This window comes from Blastococcus aurantiacus, assembly GCF_900102425.1.
Lineage (GTDB): Bacteria > Actinomycetota > Actinomycetes > Mycobacteriales > Geodermatophilaceae > Blastococcus > Blastococcus aurantiacus.
Map to the genome: position 1 here is coordinate 381541 of NZ_FNBT01000002.1, position 14526 is coordinate 396066.

The following is a 14526-nucleotide window of genomic DNA, read 5'->3' on the forward strand; positions in this document are numbered from 1 at the left end:
CACGGCTCCACGCGGGTGGGATCAGCGCCCCGGCGACGGCAGCAGTCCGCGTTCCACCGCGACGAGCACCGCGCGCGTCCGGTCGTCGACCCCGAGCTTCGCGAAGACCCGGAGCAGGTGCGTCTTCACCGTCGCCTCGCCGATGAACAGGTCCCGGCCGATCTCGGCGTTGGTCAGCCCCCGGGCCACCCCCGCCAGCACCTCCAGCTCCCGCGCGGTGGGCGCGTCGGCAGCCGGCGCCCGCATCCGCGACACCAGCCGGGCCGCCACCGGAGGGGCGAGCACCGTCTCGCCCCGCGCGGCCGCTCGCACGGCATCGGCCAGCTGCGGCAGCGGGGTGTCCTTGAGCAGGTAGCCGGTCGCACCCGCCTCGACGGCGCGGACGATGTCGGCGTCGGTGTCGTACGTGGTGAGCACCAGCACCCGCACGGCCGGGTGGTCGGCCGCGAGCCGGCCGGTCGCGGTGGCGCCGTCCATGCGCGGCATGCGCAGGTCCATGAGGACGACGTCCGGCGTCAGCGACGCGACCATGGCCAGCGCCTCGAGACCATCGCCGGCCTCGCCGACGACGTCGATGTCCGGCTGCGCGGCGAGCCAGCCGACGACCCCGCCGCGGACGACGGGGTGGTCGTCCACCACCAGCACCCGGATCGCGCTCATCGGACCGGCACCCGCACCGTCACCCGGGTTCCCTCCCCGGGCACCGACCGCACGTCGACGTCGCCACCGACCTCCTGCGCCCGGTCGCGCAGGCCGGCCAGGCCCACGCCTACGGAGACGGCCGGGTCGAAGCCCACGCCGTCGTCCTCGACGTGCACCGACACCTGCGCGTCGTCCCCCGACCCGACCCGGCTCACGCGCAGCACCACCGCGCTGGCCGACGCGTGCCGGCGCACGTTCGCCAGCGCCTCCTGGGCGCCCCGCAGCAGCACGATCTCCTCGGCCCGGCTCAGGGCCGGGCCCACGCCCCCGAGCGCCGCGGTGTCCACCCGCGTGACGACGCCGGTCTCGCGGCCGAACCGCTCCGCCAGGCGCTGCAGCGCCTCCACGAGGGTCGCCGAGTCCAGCGCGACCGGCGCGAAGGCGGCGACCATGGCGCGGGCCTCGGCGAGGTTCTCCCGCGCGACCTCCTCGATGACGGCCAGCCGCTCCGCCGCGGCCGCCGGGTCGCCGGGCAGCACGGCCGCCGCGGTCTGCGCGAGGACGACGATGCTCGTGTAGCCCTGCGCCAGGGTGTCGTGCACCTCCCGGGCCAGCCGCTCCCGCTCGGCGACCATGCCCTGCTGGTGGTGCAGCGCCGCGAGCTCGGCGCGGGTGGACTCCAGCTCGAGGATCAGCGCCGCCCGCTGGTCGCTCTGCTCGAGCACGCGGTGCACCCAGATGCCCATGGCCAGGCTGAAGGCCAGCCCGACGAGGGTGGAACCGGGGCCCCACAGGGGTTCCTCGCCCCGTGTCCAGTCGACCAGCGGGCCGACCGTCGCCGCGGCGGCCAGCACGAAGGTCCACGGAACCCCCTCGCCGGCCCGCTCGACCAGGAACCACACCTGCGAGTACGCGAGGAACATCAGGAAGAGCAGCGACGGCTCGTGCCAGGCGATGACGGCCACCGCGGCGACCATGACCGCCAGGTAGCCGGTGCGCCGGCGGACGTCCCGGGAGAGCAGCGCGGGCCCGCCCATGAGGAGGTAGGCCAGCCCCCAGGCCCCGAGCGCGGTGAGGACGACGGCACGGGAGTCCCCGGCGTCGAGCGCGAGGACGTTGCCGACTGCGAGGGCGAGCAGCACCGCGAACGCCACGTGCAGGACGACGAGGGTGATCCGCCAGCCCCGCTCGGACAACGGCGGCCCGCCCGGCTCCCACTCAGGGGAGAGCCCGGCGGGCCGCGTCGACGCCGACGTCATCCCTCGCCCCGGCGCCAGCGGAACGTGCGCACGCAGACCATGACGCCGATGATCACCCATGCACCCAGTACGAGGGCAGTCCTCCCGTGCTCCCACGAGCCGGCCACCTCGCCGGCAGCCGCCGCCTCGGGCAGGAAAACCGACCGCATGCCCTGCGTGAGCCACTTGAGCGGGAACACCGCGGCGACCTGCTGCATCCAGTCCGGCAGCTCCGAGAAGACGAAGAAGACTCCGGAGAAGAACTGCAGCACGACGGAGAACCCGGTGATCCCCGCGGACGCCGCCCGGGCGCTGCCGACGAACGCGGAGACTGCGATCCCGAGGACCGTTCCGGCGAGGACGCCGAGCAGGGCGACCCAGCCGAAGGTCAGCCATCGTCCGGCGTCGGCCGGCAGAGGGACGTCGTAGGCCACCGCGGCCACGCTCAGCAGGATGGCCAGCTGGGCCACCGTGGTCACGACGACCTGGCCGGCCTTGCCCAGGACGTAGGCCGCCGGCGGGGTGCCGAGCACCTGCAGGCGGCCCAGGTCGCCGCGCTCGCGCTCCTCGGCGATCGCGATACCGACCGCCTGGAAGCTGGTCAGCATGATGCCGGTCGCCGCGATGCCGGCCAGGAAGTAGTCCTCGAACCGGACGTCGGGACCCGTCGTCTCGCCGCCGAAGACCGAGCCGAAGATGACCAGCATGATCACGGGATAGGCGAAGGAGAAGACCACCTGTCCGGGGTCGCGCAGGTACAACCGCAGCTCCAGGCCGATGCGTGCCAGGCCGATGCGCAGCGCACCGGGTGGCGCCGGCCGGTCCACGGCGCGGGTGCCGGCGCGGGCGCCACCCACGGCGTCGGTCCTGTCGGTCGTCGCGGTCATCGGAGCACTCCCTCGTCCTCGGTGTGGCTGACGTCGGCGGGAGCCGGTGCGGCCCCGACCAGCTCGAGGTAGATCTCTTCCAGGCTCGGCCGCGTGACCGTCAGGTCCGGCAGGTCGGCCCGCGGGGCGGACGCGAGCAGGGCGCGCAGCGTCGCGGCGGGCTCGGTGGTGACGACGGTCCGGACGACGTCACCCTCCCGCCAGCGGACGGTGGACCGTCTCCTGCGCTCACCGCCCATCCGGTCGGGCGGAGCGACGTCGACCAGGCGGCCGGCGTCGATGACCCCGACCCGGTCGGCGAGGTGGGCGGCCTCGTCCAGGTAGTGGGTGGTGAGCAGGATCGTCGTCCCGCCGTCGCGCAGCCGCTCGAGCACCGTCCAGAACTGGCGGCGGGCGACCGGGTCCAGGCCGGTGGTCGGCTCGTCCAGGAACAGCAGATCGGGCCGGCCCTGCATGCTGAGCGCCACCTCCAGGCGGCGGCGCTGGCCACCGGACAGGGTGGCCGCACGGCGGCCGGCCGCCTCGGTGAGCCCGACCGCGGCGATCAGCTCGTCGGTGTCCTCGGCCAGCGCGTGGTAGACGGCGAAGTGGTCCAGCGTCTCGCGGACCGTCAGCGCGTCGCCCGCCCCGGTGGACTGGCCGACGACGCCGATCCGGTCGCGCCACGCCCTCCTGCCGGTGACCGGATCATCGCCCAGCACGCGCACCTCGCCCTCGTCGCGCCGGCGCAGCCCCTCCAGGATCTCGACGGTGGTCGTCTTGCCAGCGCCGTTGGGGCCGAGCAGCGCGAAGACCTCCCCGCGGTGGACGTCGAGGTCGAGCCCGTCCACCACCGCACGTCCGGCATACCGCTTGACCAGGCCGCGCACCCGCACGGCCGGTTCGTCCGCGTGCGCCACGGCCGTGGTGCCGGGCGCCGTCCATGTCGTCGTCATGCACCGAGCCTGTCGACCCCCCGGCCGCGCCGGGACCGTCGAAGCACTGGTCCGCCGTCCACCGACCGGTGGACACGGGCCCTCCGCCGGTCAGCCGGGTGGTGGGAGGAGGGCCGACTCGTCGAACTCCGGACGGTCCACCGCCGCCGCGAGCCGCTGCGGCGCCAGCACGCAGTAGCTGTCGGTCAGCAGCTCCCGGACCTCGGCCCAGTCGACCCCGTCGTCCAGGCGCAGCCCGACCTCGTCACCGCGCCAGGGTGCGGCGAAGAACGGTGGTCCGGTCCGGCGCAGGGTCTCCAGCTCCAGCCCCGAGGAGCGGAAGGTGAGGACCCGGCTCGGCCCCGCGGTCCCGGCGGCCCGGGCATGGCCCTCCGGACGCCCGCCCTCGATGGTCAGCAGGTGGGCGAAGGTCCGCCCCCGCACGCGCCAGCGGGTGCCGACCCAGGCCTGCTCCTCGTAGGCCGCGGGAAGCGCCAGGGCGATCCCGCGCACGCCGGCCAGCAGTTCGCTCTCCATCCCCACCTCCGCTCTGCATCCGTTCCCACCCTGGACGACGGGTACGACAGGCAGAACTCACCGGTCGGGGGCGTGGTGGATCCATGCACGGCGGTGTCCGAAACCCGCCGGTGCGCCCCGCCGGGGGCTGCCATGCTCGTCCCATGACAGCGACGGCCGACCACGAGCACCGCTACCGGGCGGTGGCCGGCCGGGACGCGCGGTTCGACGGCTGGTTCTTCACCGCGGTGCGCACCACCGGCATCTACTGCCGTCCGTCGTGCCCCGCCCGCACGCCCGCGCCGCACAACGTCTCTTTCTTCAGCACCGCGGCGGGAGCGCAGGCGGCCGGCTACCGCGCCTGCCGCCGCTGCCGGCCCGACGCCGCGCCCGGGTCACCCGAGTGGGACGTGCGCGCCGACGTGGTCGCCCGTGCCATGCGGCTGATCGGCGACGGCGAGGTGGAGCGCTCCGGGGTGCCCGGGCTCGCCCGGCGGCTGGGCTACTCCGAGCGCCAGTTGCACCGGCTCGTCGTCGGCGAACTCGGCGTCGGCCCGCTCGCCCTGGCACGGGCACAACGGGCGCAGACCGCGCGGGTGCTCATCGAGACCACCAACCTGCCAATGGCCGACGTCGCCTTCGCCGCGGGGTTCGCCAGCATCCGGCAGTTCAACGACACGGTCCGCGAGGTCTTCGCCGCCACGCCCACCGAGCTGCGGCGCCGTCCGTCCCCCGCCTCCGGCGGCGCCCCGGGTTCGCTGACTCTCCGGCTGACCGCCCGCGCGCCCTACGACGCCGCCGAGGTCCTGCTCTTCCTCGGCGCCCACGCCGTCCCCGGCCTCGAGGAGTGGGACGGGAGCACCTTCTCCCGCGTCCTCGACCTGCCGCACGGGCCCGGCGTCGTGTCCCTCTCCCCGGCTCCCGACGCGGCCGCCGCGGTGAGCGCCCGGCTGCAGCTGACGCAGCTCCGCGACCTCGGGGTGGCGGTCAGCCGCTGCCGGCGGATGCTCGACCTGGACGCCGACCCCGCGGCCGTCGACGGCGTCCTCGGCGCCGACCCGGCGCTGGCCGACGTCGTGGCGCTCGCACCCGGCCGGCGGGTCCCGGGCTCCCCCGAAGCCCCCGAGCTGGCGGTCCGCGCCGTCCTCGGCCAGCAGGTCTCCGTCGCCGGTGCCCGCACGCTCACCGCGCGGCTGCTGCCCGTGGCCGGCGTCGCCCTGCCCACCCCGGTCGGCACGCTCACGCACGCCTTCCCCCGCCCCGAGGCGCTGGCCGTCGCCGACCTGGGCGGCATCGGACTGACCGGTGCGCGCCGGGCGGCGCTGCAGGCCCTGGCCACCGCCCTGGCCGACGGGGACGTCGCGCTCGACCCCGGGGCCGACCGGGAGGAGGCGCGGCGGGCGCTCCTCGCCGTCCGCGGCATCGGCCCGTGGACGGCGGCGCTGGTCGCCCTCCGCGGTCTGGCCGACCCCGACGTGTGGTTGCCCGGCGACCTGGCGTTGCGGCGCTCCCTCACCGCCCTCGGGAGCACCGACGCCGAGGCCGCCACCCGCTGGCGCCCGTGGCGCTCCTACGCCGTGATGCACCTGTGGGCGCTCGCGGCGCCCGCCTTCTTCACCCGCCCACCACACCCTGAGCGCCCTCTTCCTGACATCCCGACCACACCCACTGCACCTCCCCCCGGACGGAGCGCCCGATGACCCCTCCCGCTGCCCGCTACGCGACCGTGGCCACACCGCCCGGTCCGTTCACCGTCGTCGTCACCGACGAGCCCCCCGGCCCGGTGGTCCTGGCCAGCGGCTGGACCGAGGACGTCGCCGAGCTGCTGCCCGTGGTGCACCGCTCGCTGCGGCCCACCTGGGTCGAGCGCGCCGACGGGCTCCCCGTCCTCGACACCGTGGAGGCCTTCTTCGCCGGCGACGTCACGGCCATCGAAGAGGTGCCGGTGCGCCAGCGCTCCGGCCCGTTCCTCGAGGACGCCTGGGACGTCCTGCGCACCGTGCCCGCCGGGGCGCCGGACACCTACACCTCCTTCGCCGCCCGGTGCGGCCGCCCCACGGCCGTGCGGGCCGCGGCGAACGCGTGCGCCCGCAACGCGGCGGCCCTCTTCGTGCCCTGCCACCGGGTGCTCGGCTCGAGCGGCGGTCTGGGCGGCTTCCGCTGGGGGACGTCGGTCAAGCGCCAGCTCCTCGACCACGAGGCGCGGTACGCACCGGTCGCCGCGGCCTAGCCCCACCTCCCCCGAACTGTCGGACCCTTCCGGCAGCGTGTCCGGCATGGACGCCGCTTCCCTGCTCCTCGGGCTCCTCCTGGGCGCGCTGCTCGCCACCGCCGCCACCCTCGGCGTGGTCACCCTGCTCGCCCGCCGCCGCCCCAGCGACACCGGTCTGGAGCCGGTGCACGAGTCGCTCGACCACCTCCACCGATTGCTCGCGGGAATGGAGCGGGCGCGCGCCACCGCCCATGGCGAGCTGCGCGAGCAGATGGGCACGGTGGGCCAGAGCTCCGCGCAGCTGAAGCAGGAGACCGCCGCCCTGGTGACGGCCCTGCGCACGCCGCACGTGCGCGGCCGGTGGGGCGAGGTGCAGCTGCGGCGGGTGGTCGAGGTGGCCGGCCTGCTCGAGCACTGCGACTTCGTCGAGCAGCCCTCCGGCACCAACGACGAGGGCGCAGGTGTCCGGCCCGACCTCGTCGTCACCCTCTCCGACGGCCGCCAGGTGGTGGTCGACGCAAAGGTGCCCTTCACCGGGTACATCGAGGCGGTCCAGGCCACCGACCAGGGGGTCCGCGACCACCGGGTCGCCGCCCACGCCCGGCAGCTGCGCGCGCACGTGGACGCACTGGCGGCCCGTCGCTACCCCACGGCGTTCCGGCCCGCCGCCCCCTTCACGGTGCTGTTCGTCCCCTCCGACGGGTTCCTCATCACCGCGCTCGAGGCCGAGCCCGGCCTGCTCGAGTACGGCTTCTCCCGGGACGTCGTCCTGGCCACGCCCAGCACGCTGCTGGCCCTGCTGCGCACGGTGGCCTACTCCTGGCGGCAGGAGCGGCTGGCGCGGGACGCCGACCAGGTCCTCGAGGTCGGCCGGCGCCTGCACGCCCGGCTGTCCACGCTGTCCGGGCACCTGACCCGGCTCGGCTCGGCGCTGGGCACCACGATGACCCGGTTCAACGAGACGGTCGGCTCCTACGAGCGGTCCGTCCTCACCGCAGCACGGCGGTTCGACGACCTCGGCATCGCAGAGCAGCCGGTGCCCACGCCGGAGCCCGTGGAGGCGACGGTGCGCACCCTGCGCCCGCCGGAGCCGGCCGTGGGCACCGACGCGGTCGTGCTGGACGGCGAGGACCGGTTCGAGGCGGGCCGCCGCTATGACGACGAAGGGCGGGACGGCACCCGCGGCTGACCCTGCTCGGGCGCGACGGGCACCGGAGGACGTCCCCGGAGTCCGTGCTGACCCGCTCGTCCCACCACTCACTCCATGTCGCCAAGTCGACACTGCCGGGGGGCGACTCGGGCCCGTCTTCCGCCCGTGTGGCAGCTCCACTCGCTACCGTGGCCAGCGAGGGACGGCCGCCCGGGCCCGACCGCGGTGGAACGGAGGTGCGCCATGGCCACGGCGAGTACGGCCGATGCATGGCGGCAGGGCGGGGGCTCCCCCGACCGGTCGTTCCCCGGGTCGCGCATGCCCCGTGAGGAACGCGCCATGAACCCCGACCGCAGTGCTCGCCCGGGTCGCCCACCGGTCCCACCCCGGGGTCGCCCTGCGGACCGGCTCCGTTCCGACGTCGACCGCGGCCGCCCGGTCCCGCCGCGCCGCGAGTCCCTCCGGCCCGACCGTTCGCTCGAGCACGAGCCCGCCGGCGCCCGCCCGGCCGGTGCGCGTCCTGCCGACGCCCGTCCCGCGGGCGCGCGGGCCCGCGCCGACGCTCGCCCCGTCACCGGCGGCGGCACCGTCCGCGGCGCCGTCGCGGTGCTCGGCATGTTCCTGGTGACCCTCGCCGGCGCCGGCATCGACTCGTTCGTGGGCGTCGGGCTCGGCATGATCACGCTGGCGGCCCTGCTCGGCTCCACCGGCGTGGCCATGCTGGTGGTCCGCCGCCGCGACATGTTCTCCGTCGTCGCCTCGCCGCCGCTGGTGTTCATCGCGGTCGCCGCGCTCAACATCGCGCTGGCCCCGTCGGCCCTCTTCAACCTGCCGACGATCGCCACCCTGCTGATCCGCGGCTTCCCGACGATGGCCATGGCGGCCGGCGTGGCCGTCGTGGTCGCCGTCGGCCGGCTGATCGCCCGCCGCTGACCCGCACCGGATCTCCTGGCACGGACGCAGAAGAGCCCGTCACCGCAGTCCGGTGACGGGCTCTTCTCGGTACCAGGTGCTCAGTCGCCGGTGGCCTGGGCCTTCTCGGCGCGCCGCAGCTCGTGCGGCAGCGCGAAGACGAGGCGCTCCTCGGCGGCCTTGACCGTCTCCACGTCGGCGAAGCCGCGGGCGGCCAACCAGTCCAGCACCTCGCTCACGAGGATCTCGGGCACCGAGGCACCGCTGGTGACACCCACCGTGCGCACGCCCTCGAGCCAGGCCTCGTCGATCTCCGAGGCGAAGTCGACCAGGTAGGACGCCCGGGAGCCGGCCTCGAGGGCCACCTCCACCAGGCGCACCGAGTTGGACGAGTTCGTGGAGCCGACGACCAGCACGAGGTCGCACTCGGCGGCCATCTGCTTCACCGCCTGCTGACGGTTCTGGGTGGCGTAGCAGATGTCGTCGCTCGGCGGGGACTGCAGACCGGGGAAGCGGTTCTTCAGCTGGTCGACCGTCGCCAGGGTCTCGTCCACCGAGAGGGTGGTCTGCGACAGCCACACGACCTTCTCGGGGTCGCGGACCTGGACGTTCGCGACGTCCTCGGCGCCGTCGACGAGCTGGATGTGGGCGGGCGCCTCACCGGCGGTGCCCTCGACCTCCTCGTGCCCGCGGTGGCCGATCAGCAGGATGTCGAAGTCGTCCCGGGCGAAGCGCTTGGCCTCCTGGTGCACCTTGGTCACCAGCGGGCAGGTCGCGTCGATGGTGCGCAGCTGGCGGTCGGCCGCCTCCTGGTGCACCGCCGGGGAGACGCCGTGGGCGCTGAAGACGACGACGGAACCCTCGGGGACCTCGGTCGTCTCGTCGACGAAGATCGCGCCCCGCCGCTCCAGGGTGGCCACCACGTGCTTGTTGTGGACGATCTGCTTGCGCACGTAGACCGGCGCGCCGTGGATCTCCAGGGCGCGCTCGACCGCGACCACCGCCCGGTCCACACCGGCGCAGTAACCCCGGGGATCGGCCAGCAGGACACGTCCGCGCTGATCTGCCATGCACCCAGCGTACGTGGGCGGAGGCGCCTGCCGGGGAGCGCGAGCGTGGTCAGGAACACCATCCGAACGGGGACCAGGGCCGGGGTGGGGGTGTCGACCTGTGATCCGTGGGGCAAGGTGACCCCATGTCTCGTGAGATCCCTGAGGTTGTCCGCGCTGCTGCCGGCCTGGCCGCGACCGTCGTCGACGAGGCGCGCAGGCTGCCCGAGACGCTCCCCGGCCTGCCGGTGCGCCTCATCGGCATGGCCATGCAGCACGCGATGAAGGTGCAGCAGCAGTACGCCGGGCTCGTCGCCCGCGGCGACGAGCTGTTCACCGGGATCCGCGGTGACGCCGAGCCGGGCATGGCCACCTTCGACGACGACGGCGACGCCGCACCTGTCGAGGGATTCCGCGGGTCTGCCTTCGACCGCGCCGACGTCGTCCCGGACGAGGTCCCCGACCGCGTGGGCGCGCAGGCCACGGTCGAGGAGTCCGTAGCGGAGGCGCCGGCCACCGAGGAGATCCTCGAGGAGCTGGCCATCGACGAGGCGATCGAGGCGGCTCCCACGCTCGAGGAGACCGCTCCCGCAGCCGCGGCGGCCGACGAAGACCTCACCGCACCCGAGGACACCGCGGTCGAGCTGCCCGTCGCCGGCGCGGCCGACATCGACGACATCCCCACCTCGGTGGACGTCCTGAACGCCGACGGCAGCGACATCACCACCGTCGACGCCGCCGTGACGGACGAGGGCATCGCCACCCCTGCGCCCGCCGACTACGCCGACACCACCGACGACGGCACCGATGTCGCCCGGGGCGACGGTCCGATCGCCGCCGAGGTGGGTGCGGACGACACCGACGCCGCCATCGCGGCGGGCGCCGCCGTGGACGCCGCCGGTGCGGGCTCGGTGGAGTCGACCGACACCGCCTCGACCGACACCGCCTCGACCGACGCCGCCTCGACCGACGCCGCGGCCGGCGACAGCGCACCGGCGGAGGCCCCGATCGACGGCTACGACAGCTTCTCCATCGCGCAGCTGCGCGGCCGGCTCCGTGGCTACGCGCTCTCCACGGTGGCCGACCTCGTGGCCTACGAGGAGTCGGCGCAGGCCCGCCCGGACTACCTCCGCATGCTGCGCAACCGGCTGGAGAAGCTCGAGGAGCAGGCCGTCGAGTCCAGCCCGCTCGCCCCGCGCGGCGCCTGAACCACCCGGCGCGATGCGCCGGCGGTGAACCGGAGAGGCCCAGGACCATGCCGGTCCTGGGCCTCTCGGGTTCACCGGTCCGAGGACCGGCACGGTCGGGCGGGGCTCGCGAAGTGGCCGTGACAGGCTGGCGGTGTGACCGCTCCCTCCTCCCCCGAGGCGCCGTGGCCGGTGCGGACGGTCGCACGCAAGATCGCCGACTGGATCGGCCGGCTCGGCGAGGTGTGGGTCGAGGGCCAGGTCGCGCAGCTCTCCCGGCGCGGCAACGCCGCCACCGTCTTCCTGACCCTGCGCGACCCGGTGGCCGACCTGTCCGTCCCGGTCACCTGCCACCGGGACATCGCCGACCGTCCCGGCCTGGAGCTCACCGAGGGCGCGCGGGTGATCGTCCGCGCCCGGCCCGACTACTACGTCGCCCGCGGCTCCTTCTCGCTGCGCGCCACCGAGATCCGCGCCGTCGGCCTCGGTGAACTGCTCGCCCGCATCGAGCGCATCCGGCAGCTGCTGGCCGCCGAGGGTCTGTTCGACCGCACCCGAAAGCGACCGCTGCCGTTCGCACCCGCCGTCGTCGGCGTCATCACCGGCCGGGACAGCGCCGCCGAACGCGACGTCCTGGTCACCGCCCGCCGCCGCTGGCCCGCCGTCCGGTTCGAGATGTACAACTGCGCCGTCCAGGGACCGCAGGCCGCGCAGAACGTCATCGACGGCCTGCGCCGGCTCGACGCTGACTCCGCCGTGGAGGTCATCGTCATCGCCCGCGGCGGCGGCTCGGTCGAGGACCTGTTGCCCTTCTCCGACGAAGGGCTGGTGCGGGCCATCGCGGCCACCCGCACCCCGGTGGTCACCGCGGTCGGGCACGAGACCGACACGACGCTGGTCGACCACGTCGCGGACGTCCGCGCGGCCACCCCGACCGACGCCGCCCACCGGATCGTGCCCGAGATCGGTGAGCAGCGACGGCTGGTCGAGGGGCTCCGCAGCCGCGCGCGGCACCTGGTGGCCTCGCGGGTCGAGCAGCAGGAGCGCTGGCTGGAGTCGGTCCGCACCCGTCCGGTGCTGGCCAGCCCCGACCGGCTGCTGCACGGGCGGGCCGACGACGTCGCGCAGCTGCGCACCCGCGCCCGGCGCACCGTCGTCCAGCGCGTCGACGCCGCCGAGCGCGACCTGGAGCACGCCCGGGCCCGCGTGACGGCGCTGTCGCCGGCGGCCACGCTCGCCCGGGGGTACGCGGTGATGCAACGGGCCGACGGCGCACTGGTGCGCGATCCGGCGGAGGTGACCGACGGCGAGCGCCTGCGCGTCCGGGTCAGCGGTGGCCAGCTTCCCGTCCGCGTCGACCGGCAGGATGGGGAACCGTGAGCGAGCAGACCGACGAGCCGACGACCACCTACGAGCAGGCGCGCGAGGAGCTCGCCGACGTCGTCCGGCGGCTGGAGGCCGGCGGGCTGACCCTCGAGGAGTCGCTGGCGCTGTGGGAGCGCGGCGAGGAGCTGGCGACGCTCTGCCAGCACTGGCTGGACCGCGCCCGGGAGCGCCTCGCCGCCGCCGCGCCGACGGACGACCAGGGCTGAGCTCAGGCCGGACGCCGCTCCGCCACCCCGCCCGCCGCCGACCGGGGGGACACGAGCAGCCCCGCGTCGGCCAGCGCACCGAGGACGCGGTCGGCGCGACGGCGGAGTTCGGGCAGGTCCGCGACGCCACCCCGCTCGACGAGGCAGCGGGCGATCAGGTCCCGCACCCCTGTGTCGCCGGTCGTCCCCTGCCGGACCGCGGGGACGCGGGTGACCATGCCGCACGGGCAGGATCCGCCGGCCGCCGGGGGCCGGTGGTCACCGTGCGCGCAGACGTCGTCCTCGGGCATGTCGGCTCCTCGTCCGACCGGCTGCCGCGGTGGCGCCGGGCGTGCGGTGATCGTGGGGCGACCGCACGCACGACGCCGCACGAAACCCCGCACGTCGATCAGTCGTCCGACACCCGACACGGAACCGCAACAACGCCGGCGGTCAGCTCTCCGCGGGGCGCACCGCGGCGGCGACGGCCCGCAGCTCGTCGTCGGTCGCCGATCCGGTGACGACCAGGACCACCTGACCCTCCTCGCGGGTCAGGGCGGTCTCTCCCCGCTCGGTGGTCAGCCGGGTCCACGGCTCGCCGGAGACGTCCGCCGTGCCCTCGTCGGTCGCGCCCTCGAGCACCGCACGCACCGGCTCGGCGCCGGCGTCGTCGCTGACGGTGAAACCGGCGAACTCCCCGGACGGGGTCAGGTAGCCGATCTCGAGCGTCACCGGTGCCCCCGCGTCGGCGAAGCCGGCGTCCGTGCGCGCGCTGGTCGGGCGGTAGTCCTCCGGCAACCCGGCCGGGGCCTGCACCTCGTAGCCGGCCCGCTCGGCGGCCAGCCGCACGGTGGCCGTCGGGTCGACCGTGCGCACGGTCTCCTCGTTGCTCGCGCGGAACGCCTGCCACGCCACGAGGAGGAGGCAGATGACGACCAGCGGGACCAGCGACCGGATCATGTTCGCCGCGCTCATCCGGTTCGCGCGCTCCACGGCCGGCGACGACGCTCCCGCCGGAAGCTGCTCCGCCACCACCGGGGACTCCGGCCGGTCGGCGGGTCGCGGGCTCGTCGGGCCGACTTCGGTCATGCACATAGGATCGCAGGAGAGCTCCACCGCCCTGCCGCCCATGGCCGCGTCCCGGGTTCCGCCCTGCGCTCGACGGCGGTCGGGACGGGCCCCCCACCAGGAGGTCCCGTGTCGCTGCCCGTTCCCGAAGGCCCCGTCTCCTCGAGCGGGCGCGACTTCCGCACCGACCGCCCCGCTCCCGACCGCAACCTGGCCCTCGAGCTGGTGCGGGTGACCGAGGCCGCGGCGATGGCCGCCGGGCGCTGGGTCGGGCGGGGCGACAAGAACGGCGGTGACGGTGCCGCGGTCGACGCGATGCGGGCCCTCATCGGCACGGTGAGCATGAAGGGCGTCGTCGTCATCGGGGAGGGCGAGAAGGACGAGGCCCCGATGCTCTACAACGGCGAGCAGGTGGGTGACGGCCAGGGCCCGGAGTGCGACGTCGCCGTCGACCCCATCGACGGCACCACGCTGATGGCGAAGGGCATGCCGAACGCGATCGCCGTCATGGCGGTGGCCGACCGCGGCGCGATGTACGACCCGTCGGCGGTCTTCTACATGGAGAAGCTGGCCACCGGGCCGGCCGCCGCCGACGTCGTCGACATCACCGTGCCCGTGGCGGAGAACATCCGCCGCGTCGCCAAGGCGAAGAAGAGCTCGGTCGGCGACGTCACCGTCTGCATCCTCGACCGGCCGCGGCACGCCCAGCTGGTGCAGGAGGTCCGCGAGGCCGGCGCCCGCATCAAGTTCATCACCGACGGCGACGTCGCCAGCGCGATCGCGGCCGCCCGCGAGGGCACCGGCGTGGACCTCATCCTCGGCATCGGCGGCACGCCGGAGGGCATCATCGCCGCCTGCGCGCTCAAGTGCATGGGCGGCACCTTCCAGGGCCGGCTCTGGCCCAAGGACGACGAGGAGCGCCAGAAGGCCCTCGACGCCGGCCACGACCTCGACCGGGTGCTGCACATCGACGACCTGGTGCGCGGCGACGTCTTCTTCGTCGCCACCGGCATCACCGACGGCGAGCTGCTGCGCGGGGTCCAGTACCGCGCCGGCGGGTGCACCACGCAGTCGCTGGTGATGCGCTCGAAGTCGGGCACGATCCGCTCGATCGAGAGCCTGCACTCGCTGGAGAAGCTGCGCGCCTACTCCGCCGTCCCCTTCGACCGCGAGGCCTGAG

At 75.1% G+C, this 14526-nt stretch carries 16 protein-coding genes; 8 read left to right on the forward strand and 8 right to left on the reverse strand.

What is annotated here, in order from left to right; all coding sequences use genetic code 11:
• Positions 1-21 precede the first annotated feature (21 nt).
• The 5 genes from BLS70_RS05330 to BLS70_RS05350 all read right to left on the reverse strand — a co-directional run bounded on the left by BLS70_RS05330 (position 22) and on the right by BLS70_RS05350 (position 4218).
• Positions 22-660 (reverse strand): response regulator, encoded by a 639-nt coding sequence (locus BLS70_RS05330; protein WP_091764593.1) that lies wholly within the window; start codon positions 658-660, stop codon positions 22-24.
• Positions 657-1901 (reverse strand): sensor histidine kinase, encoded by a 1245-nt coding sequence (locus BLS70_RS05335; RefSeq protein ID WP_091764594.1) that lies wholly within the window; start codon positions 1899-1901, stop codon positions 657-659. The genes BLS70_RS05330 and BLS70_RS05335 overlap by 4 nt, the downstream gene beginning before the upstream one ends.
• Complete coding sequence (locus BLS70_RS05340) at positions 1898-2767, reverse strand: ABC transporter permease (protein WP_091764595.1); 870 nt, start codon at positions 2765-2767, stop codon at positions 1898-1900. The genes BLS70_RS05335 and BLS70_RS05340 overlap by 4 nt, the downstream gene beginning before the upstream one ends.
• Positions 2764-3702, reverse strand: coding sequence for an ABC transporter ATP-binding protein (locus BLS70_RS05345; protein WP_091764596.1), 939 nt, complete (start codon positions 3700-3702; stop codon positions 2764-2766). Before BLS70_RS05345 ends, BLS70_RS05340 begins: the two co-directional genes overlap by 4 nt.
• Positions 3703-3792: 90 nt before the next feature.
• Positions 3793-4218 (reverse strand): MmcQ/YjbR family DNA-binding protein, encoded by a 426-nt coding sequence (locus BLS70_RS05350; protein ID WP_091764597.1) that lies wholly within the window; start codon positions 4216-4218, stop codon positions 3793-3795.
• Between the two features lie 143 nt (positions 4219-4361).
• Between BLS70_RS05350 and BLS70_RS05355 the strand changes: the two genes are divergently transcribed.
• The 4 genes from BLS70_RS05355 (at position 4362) to BLS70_RS05370 (ending at position 8492) form a co-directional block, all read left to right on the forward strand.
• Complete coding sequence (locus BLS70_RS05355; RefSeq protein WP_091764598.1) at positions 4362-5897, forward strand: AlkA N-terminal domain-containing protein; 1536 nt, start codon at positions 4362-4364, stop codon at positions 5895-5897.
• On the forward strand, positions 5894-6427 hold the full coding sequence (locus BLS70_RS05360; RefSeq protein WP_091764599.1) for a methylated-DNA--[protein]-cysteine S-methyltransferase: 534 nt from the start codon (positions 5894-5896) through the stop codon (positions 6425-6427). The genes BLS70_RS05355 and BLS70_RS05360 overlap by 4 nt, the downstream gene beginning before the upstream one ends.
• Positions 6428-6473: 46 nt before the next feature.
• Positions 6474-7598, forward strand: a complete 1125-nt coding sequence (locus tag BLS70_RS05365) for a DNA recombination protein RmuC (RefSeq protein ID WP_255362251.1) — start codon at positions 6474-6476, stop codon at positions 7596-7598.
• A gap of 300 nt (positions 7599-7898) precedes the next feature.
• Positions 7899-8492 carry a DUF6542 domain-containing protein gene (locus tag BLS70_RS05370; protein WP_091764600.1) on the forward strand — a complete coding sequence of 198 codons (594 nt, stop codon included), beginning with the start codon at positions 7899-7901 and terminating at the stop codon, positions 8490-8492.
• Positions 8493-8572: 80 nt separating this feature from the next.
• Here BLS70_RS05370 and BLS70_RS05375 read toward each other — a convergent pair whose 3' ends face one another.
• Entirely contained in the window at positions 8573-9541 is a 969-nt protein-coding gene (locus BLS70_RS05375) for a 4-hydroxy-3-methylbut-2-enyl diphosphate reductase (protein WP_091764601.1), read from the reverse strand.
• 125 nt (positions 9542-9666) lie between these two features.
• On the opposite strand from BLS70_RS05375, the gene BLS70_RS05380 reads away from it, so the two are divergent.
• From BLS70_RS05380 to BLS70_RS05390, 3 genes are all read left to right on the forward strand, one after another.
• On the forward strand, positions 9667-10728 hold the full coding sequence (locus tag BLS70_RS05380) for a hypothetical protein (protein ID WP_091764602.1): 1062 nt from the start codon (positions 9667-9669) through the stop codon (positions 10726-10728).
• 135 nt (positions 10729-10863) lie between these two features.
• A complete protein-coding gene (gene xseA / locus BLS70_RS05385) occupies positions 10864-12087 on the forward strand; it encodes an exodeoxyribonuclease VII large subunit (RefSeq protein WP_091764603.1) in 1224 nt (407 codons plus the stop codon).
• Entirely contained in the window at positions 12084-12299 is a 216-nt protein-coding gene (locus BLS70_RS05390; protein WP_091764604.1) for an exodeoxyribonuclease VII small subunit, read from the forward strand. Before xseA ends, BLS70_RS05390 begins: the two co-directional genes overlap by 4 nt.
• Before the next feature lie 2 nt (positions 12300-12301).
• Here the strand turns inward: BLS70_RS05390 and BLS70_RS05395 are convergent, their stop codons facing one another.
• Together BLS70_RS05395 and BLS70_RS05400 are read right to left on the reverse strand one after the other, a co-directional pair.
• Complete coding sequence (locus BLS70_RS05395; RefSeq protein ID WP_091764605.1) at positions 12302-12589, reverse strand: hypothetical protein; 288 nt, start codon at positions 12587-12589, stop codon at positions 12302-12304.
• A gap of 142 nt (positions 12590-12731) precedes the next feature.
• On the reverse strand, positions 12732-13367 hold the full coding sequence (locus BLS70_RS05400; protein WP_091764606.1) for a DUF4245 domain-containing protein: 636 nt from the start codon (positions 13365-13367) through the stop codon (positions 12732-12734).
• A 108-nt stretch (positions 13368-13475) separates the two neighbouring features.
• Here BLS70_RS05400 and glpX point away from each other — a divergent pair, with 108 nt between their 5' ends.
• Positions 13476-14525 (forward strand): class II fructose-bisphosphatase, encoded by a 1050-nt coding sequence (gene glpX, locus BLS70_RS05405; RefSeq protein ID WP_218122291.1) that lies wholly within the window; start codon positions 13476-13478, stop codon positions 14523-14525.
• Position 14526 lies beyond the last annotated feature (1 nt).

Excerpts from the sequence above, each read along its gene's own strand:
- BLS70_RS05360 (WP_091764599.1), top strand. The coding sequence starts at position 5,894 with ATGACCCCTCCCGCTGCCCGCTACGCGACCGTGGCCACACCGCCCGGT.
- BLS70_RS05400 (WP_091764606.1), bottom strand. The coding sequence starts at position 13,367 with ATGACCGAAGTCGGCCCGACGAGCCCGCGACCCGCCGACCGGCCGGAG.
- BLS70_RS05350 (WP_091764597.1), bottom strand. The coding sequence starts at position 4,218 with ATGGAGAGCGAACTGCTGGCCGGCGTGCGCGGGATCGCCCTGGCGCTT.
- BLS70_RS05340 (WP_091764595.1), bottom strand. The coding sequence starts at position 2,767 with ATGACCGCGACGACCGACAGGACCGACGCCGTGGGTGGCGCCCGCGCC.
- BLS70_RS05355 (WP_091764598.1), top strand. The coding sequence starts at position 4,362 with ATGACAGCGACGGCCGACCACGAGCACCGCTACCGGGCGGTGGCCGGC.
- BLS70_RS05345 (WP_091764596.1), bottom strand. The coding sequence starts at position 3,702 with ATGACGACGACATGGACGGCGCCCGGCACCACGGCCGTGGCGCACGCG.
- BLS70_RS05335 (WP_091764594.1), bottom strand. The coding sequence starts at position 1,901 with ATGACGTCGGCGTCGACGCGGCCCGCCGGGCTCTCCCCTGAGTGGGAG.
- BLS70_RS05375 (WP_091764601.1), bottom strand. The coding sequence starts at position 9,541 with ATGGCAGATCAGCGCGGACGTGTCCTGCTGGCCGATCCCCGGGGTTAC.
- BLS70_RS05365 (WP_255362251.1), top strand. The coding sequence starts at position 6,474 with ATGGACGCCGCTTCCCTGCTCCTCGGGCTCCTCCTGGGCGCGCTGCTC.
- BLS70_RS05330 (WP_091764593.1), bottom strand. The coding sequence starts at position 660 with ATGAGCGCGATCCGGGTGCTGGTGGTGGACGACCACCCCGTCGTCCGC.
- BLS70_RS05395 (WP_091764605.1), bottom strand. The coding sequence starts at position 12,589 with ATGCCCGAGGACGACGTCTGCGCGCACGGTGACCACCGGCCCCCGGCG.
- BLS70_RS05380 (WP_091764602.1), top strand. The coding sequence starts at position 9,667 with ATGTCTCGTGAGATCCCTGAGGTTGTCCGCGCTGCTGCCGGCCTGGCC.
- BLS70_RS05370 (WP_091764600.1), top strand. The coding sequence starts at position 7,899 with ATGAACCCCGACCGCAGTGCTCGCCCGGGTCGCCCACCGGTCCCACCC.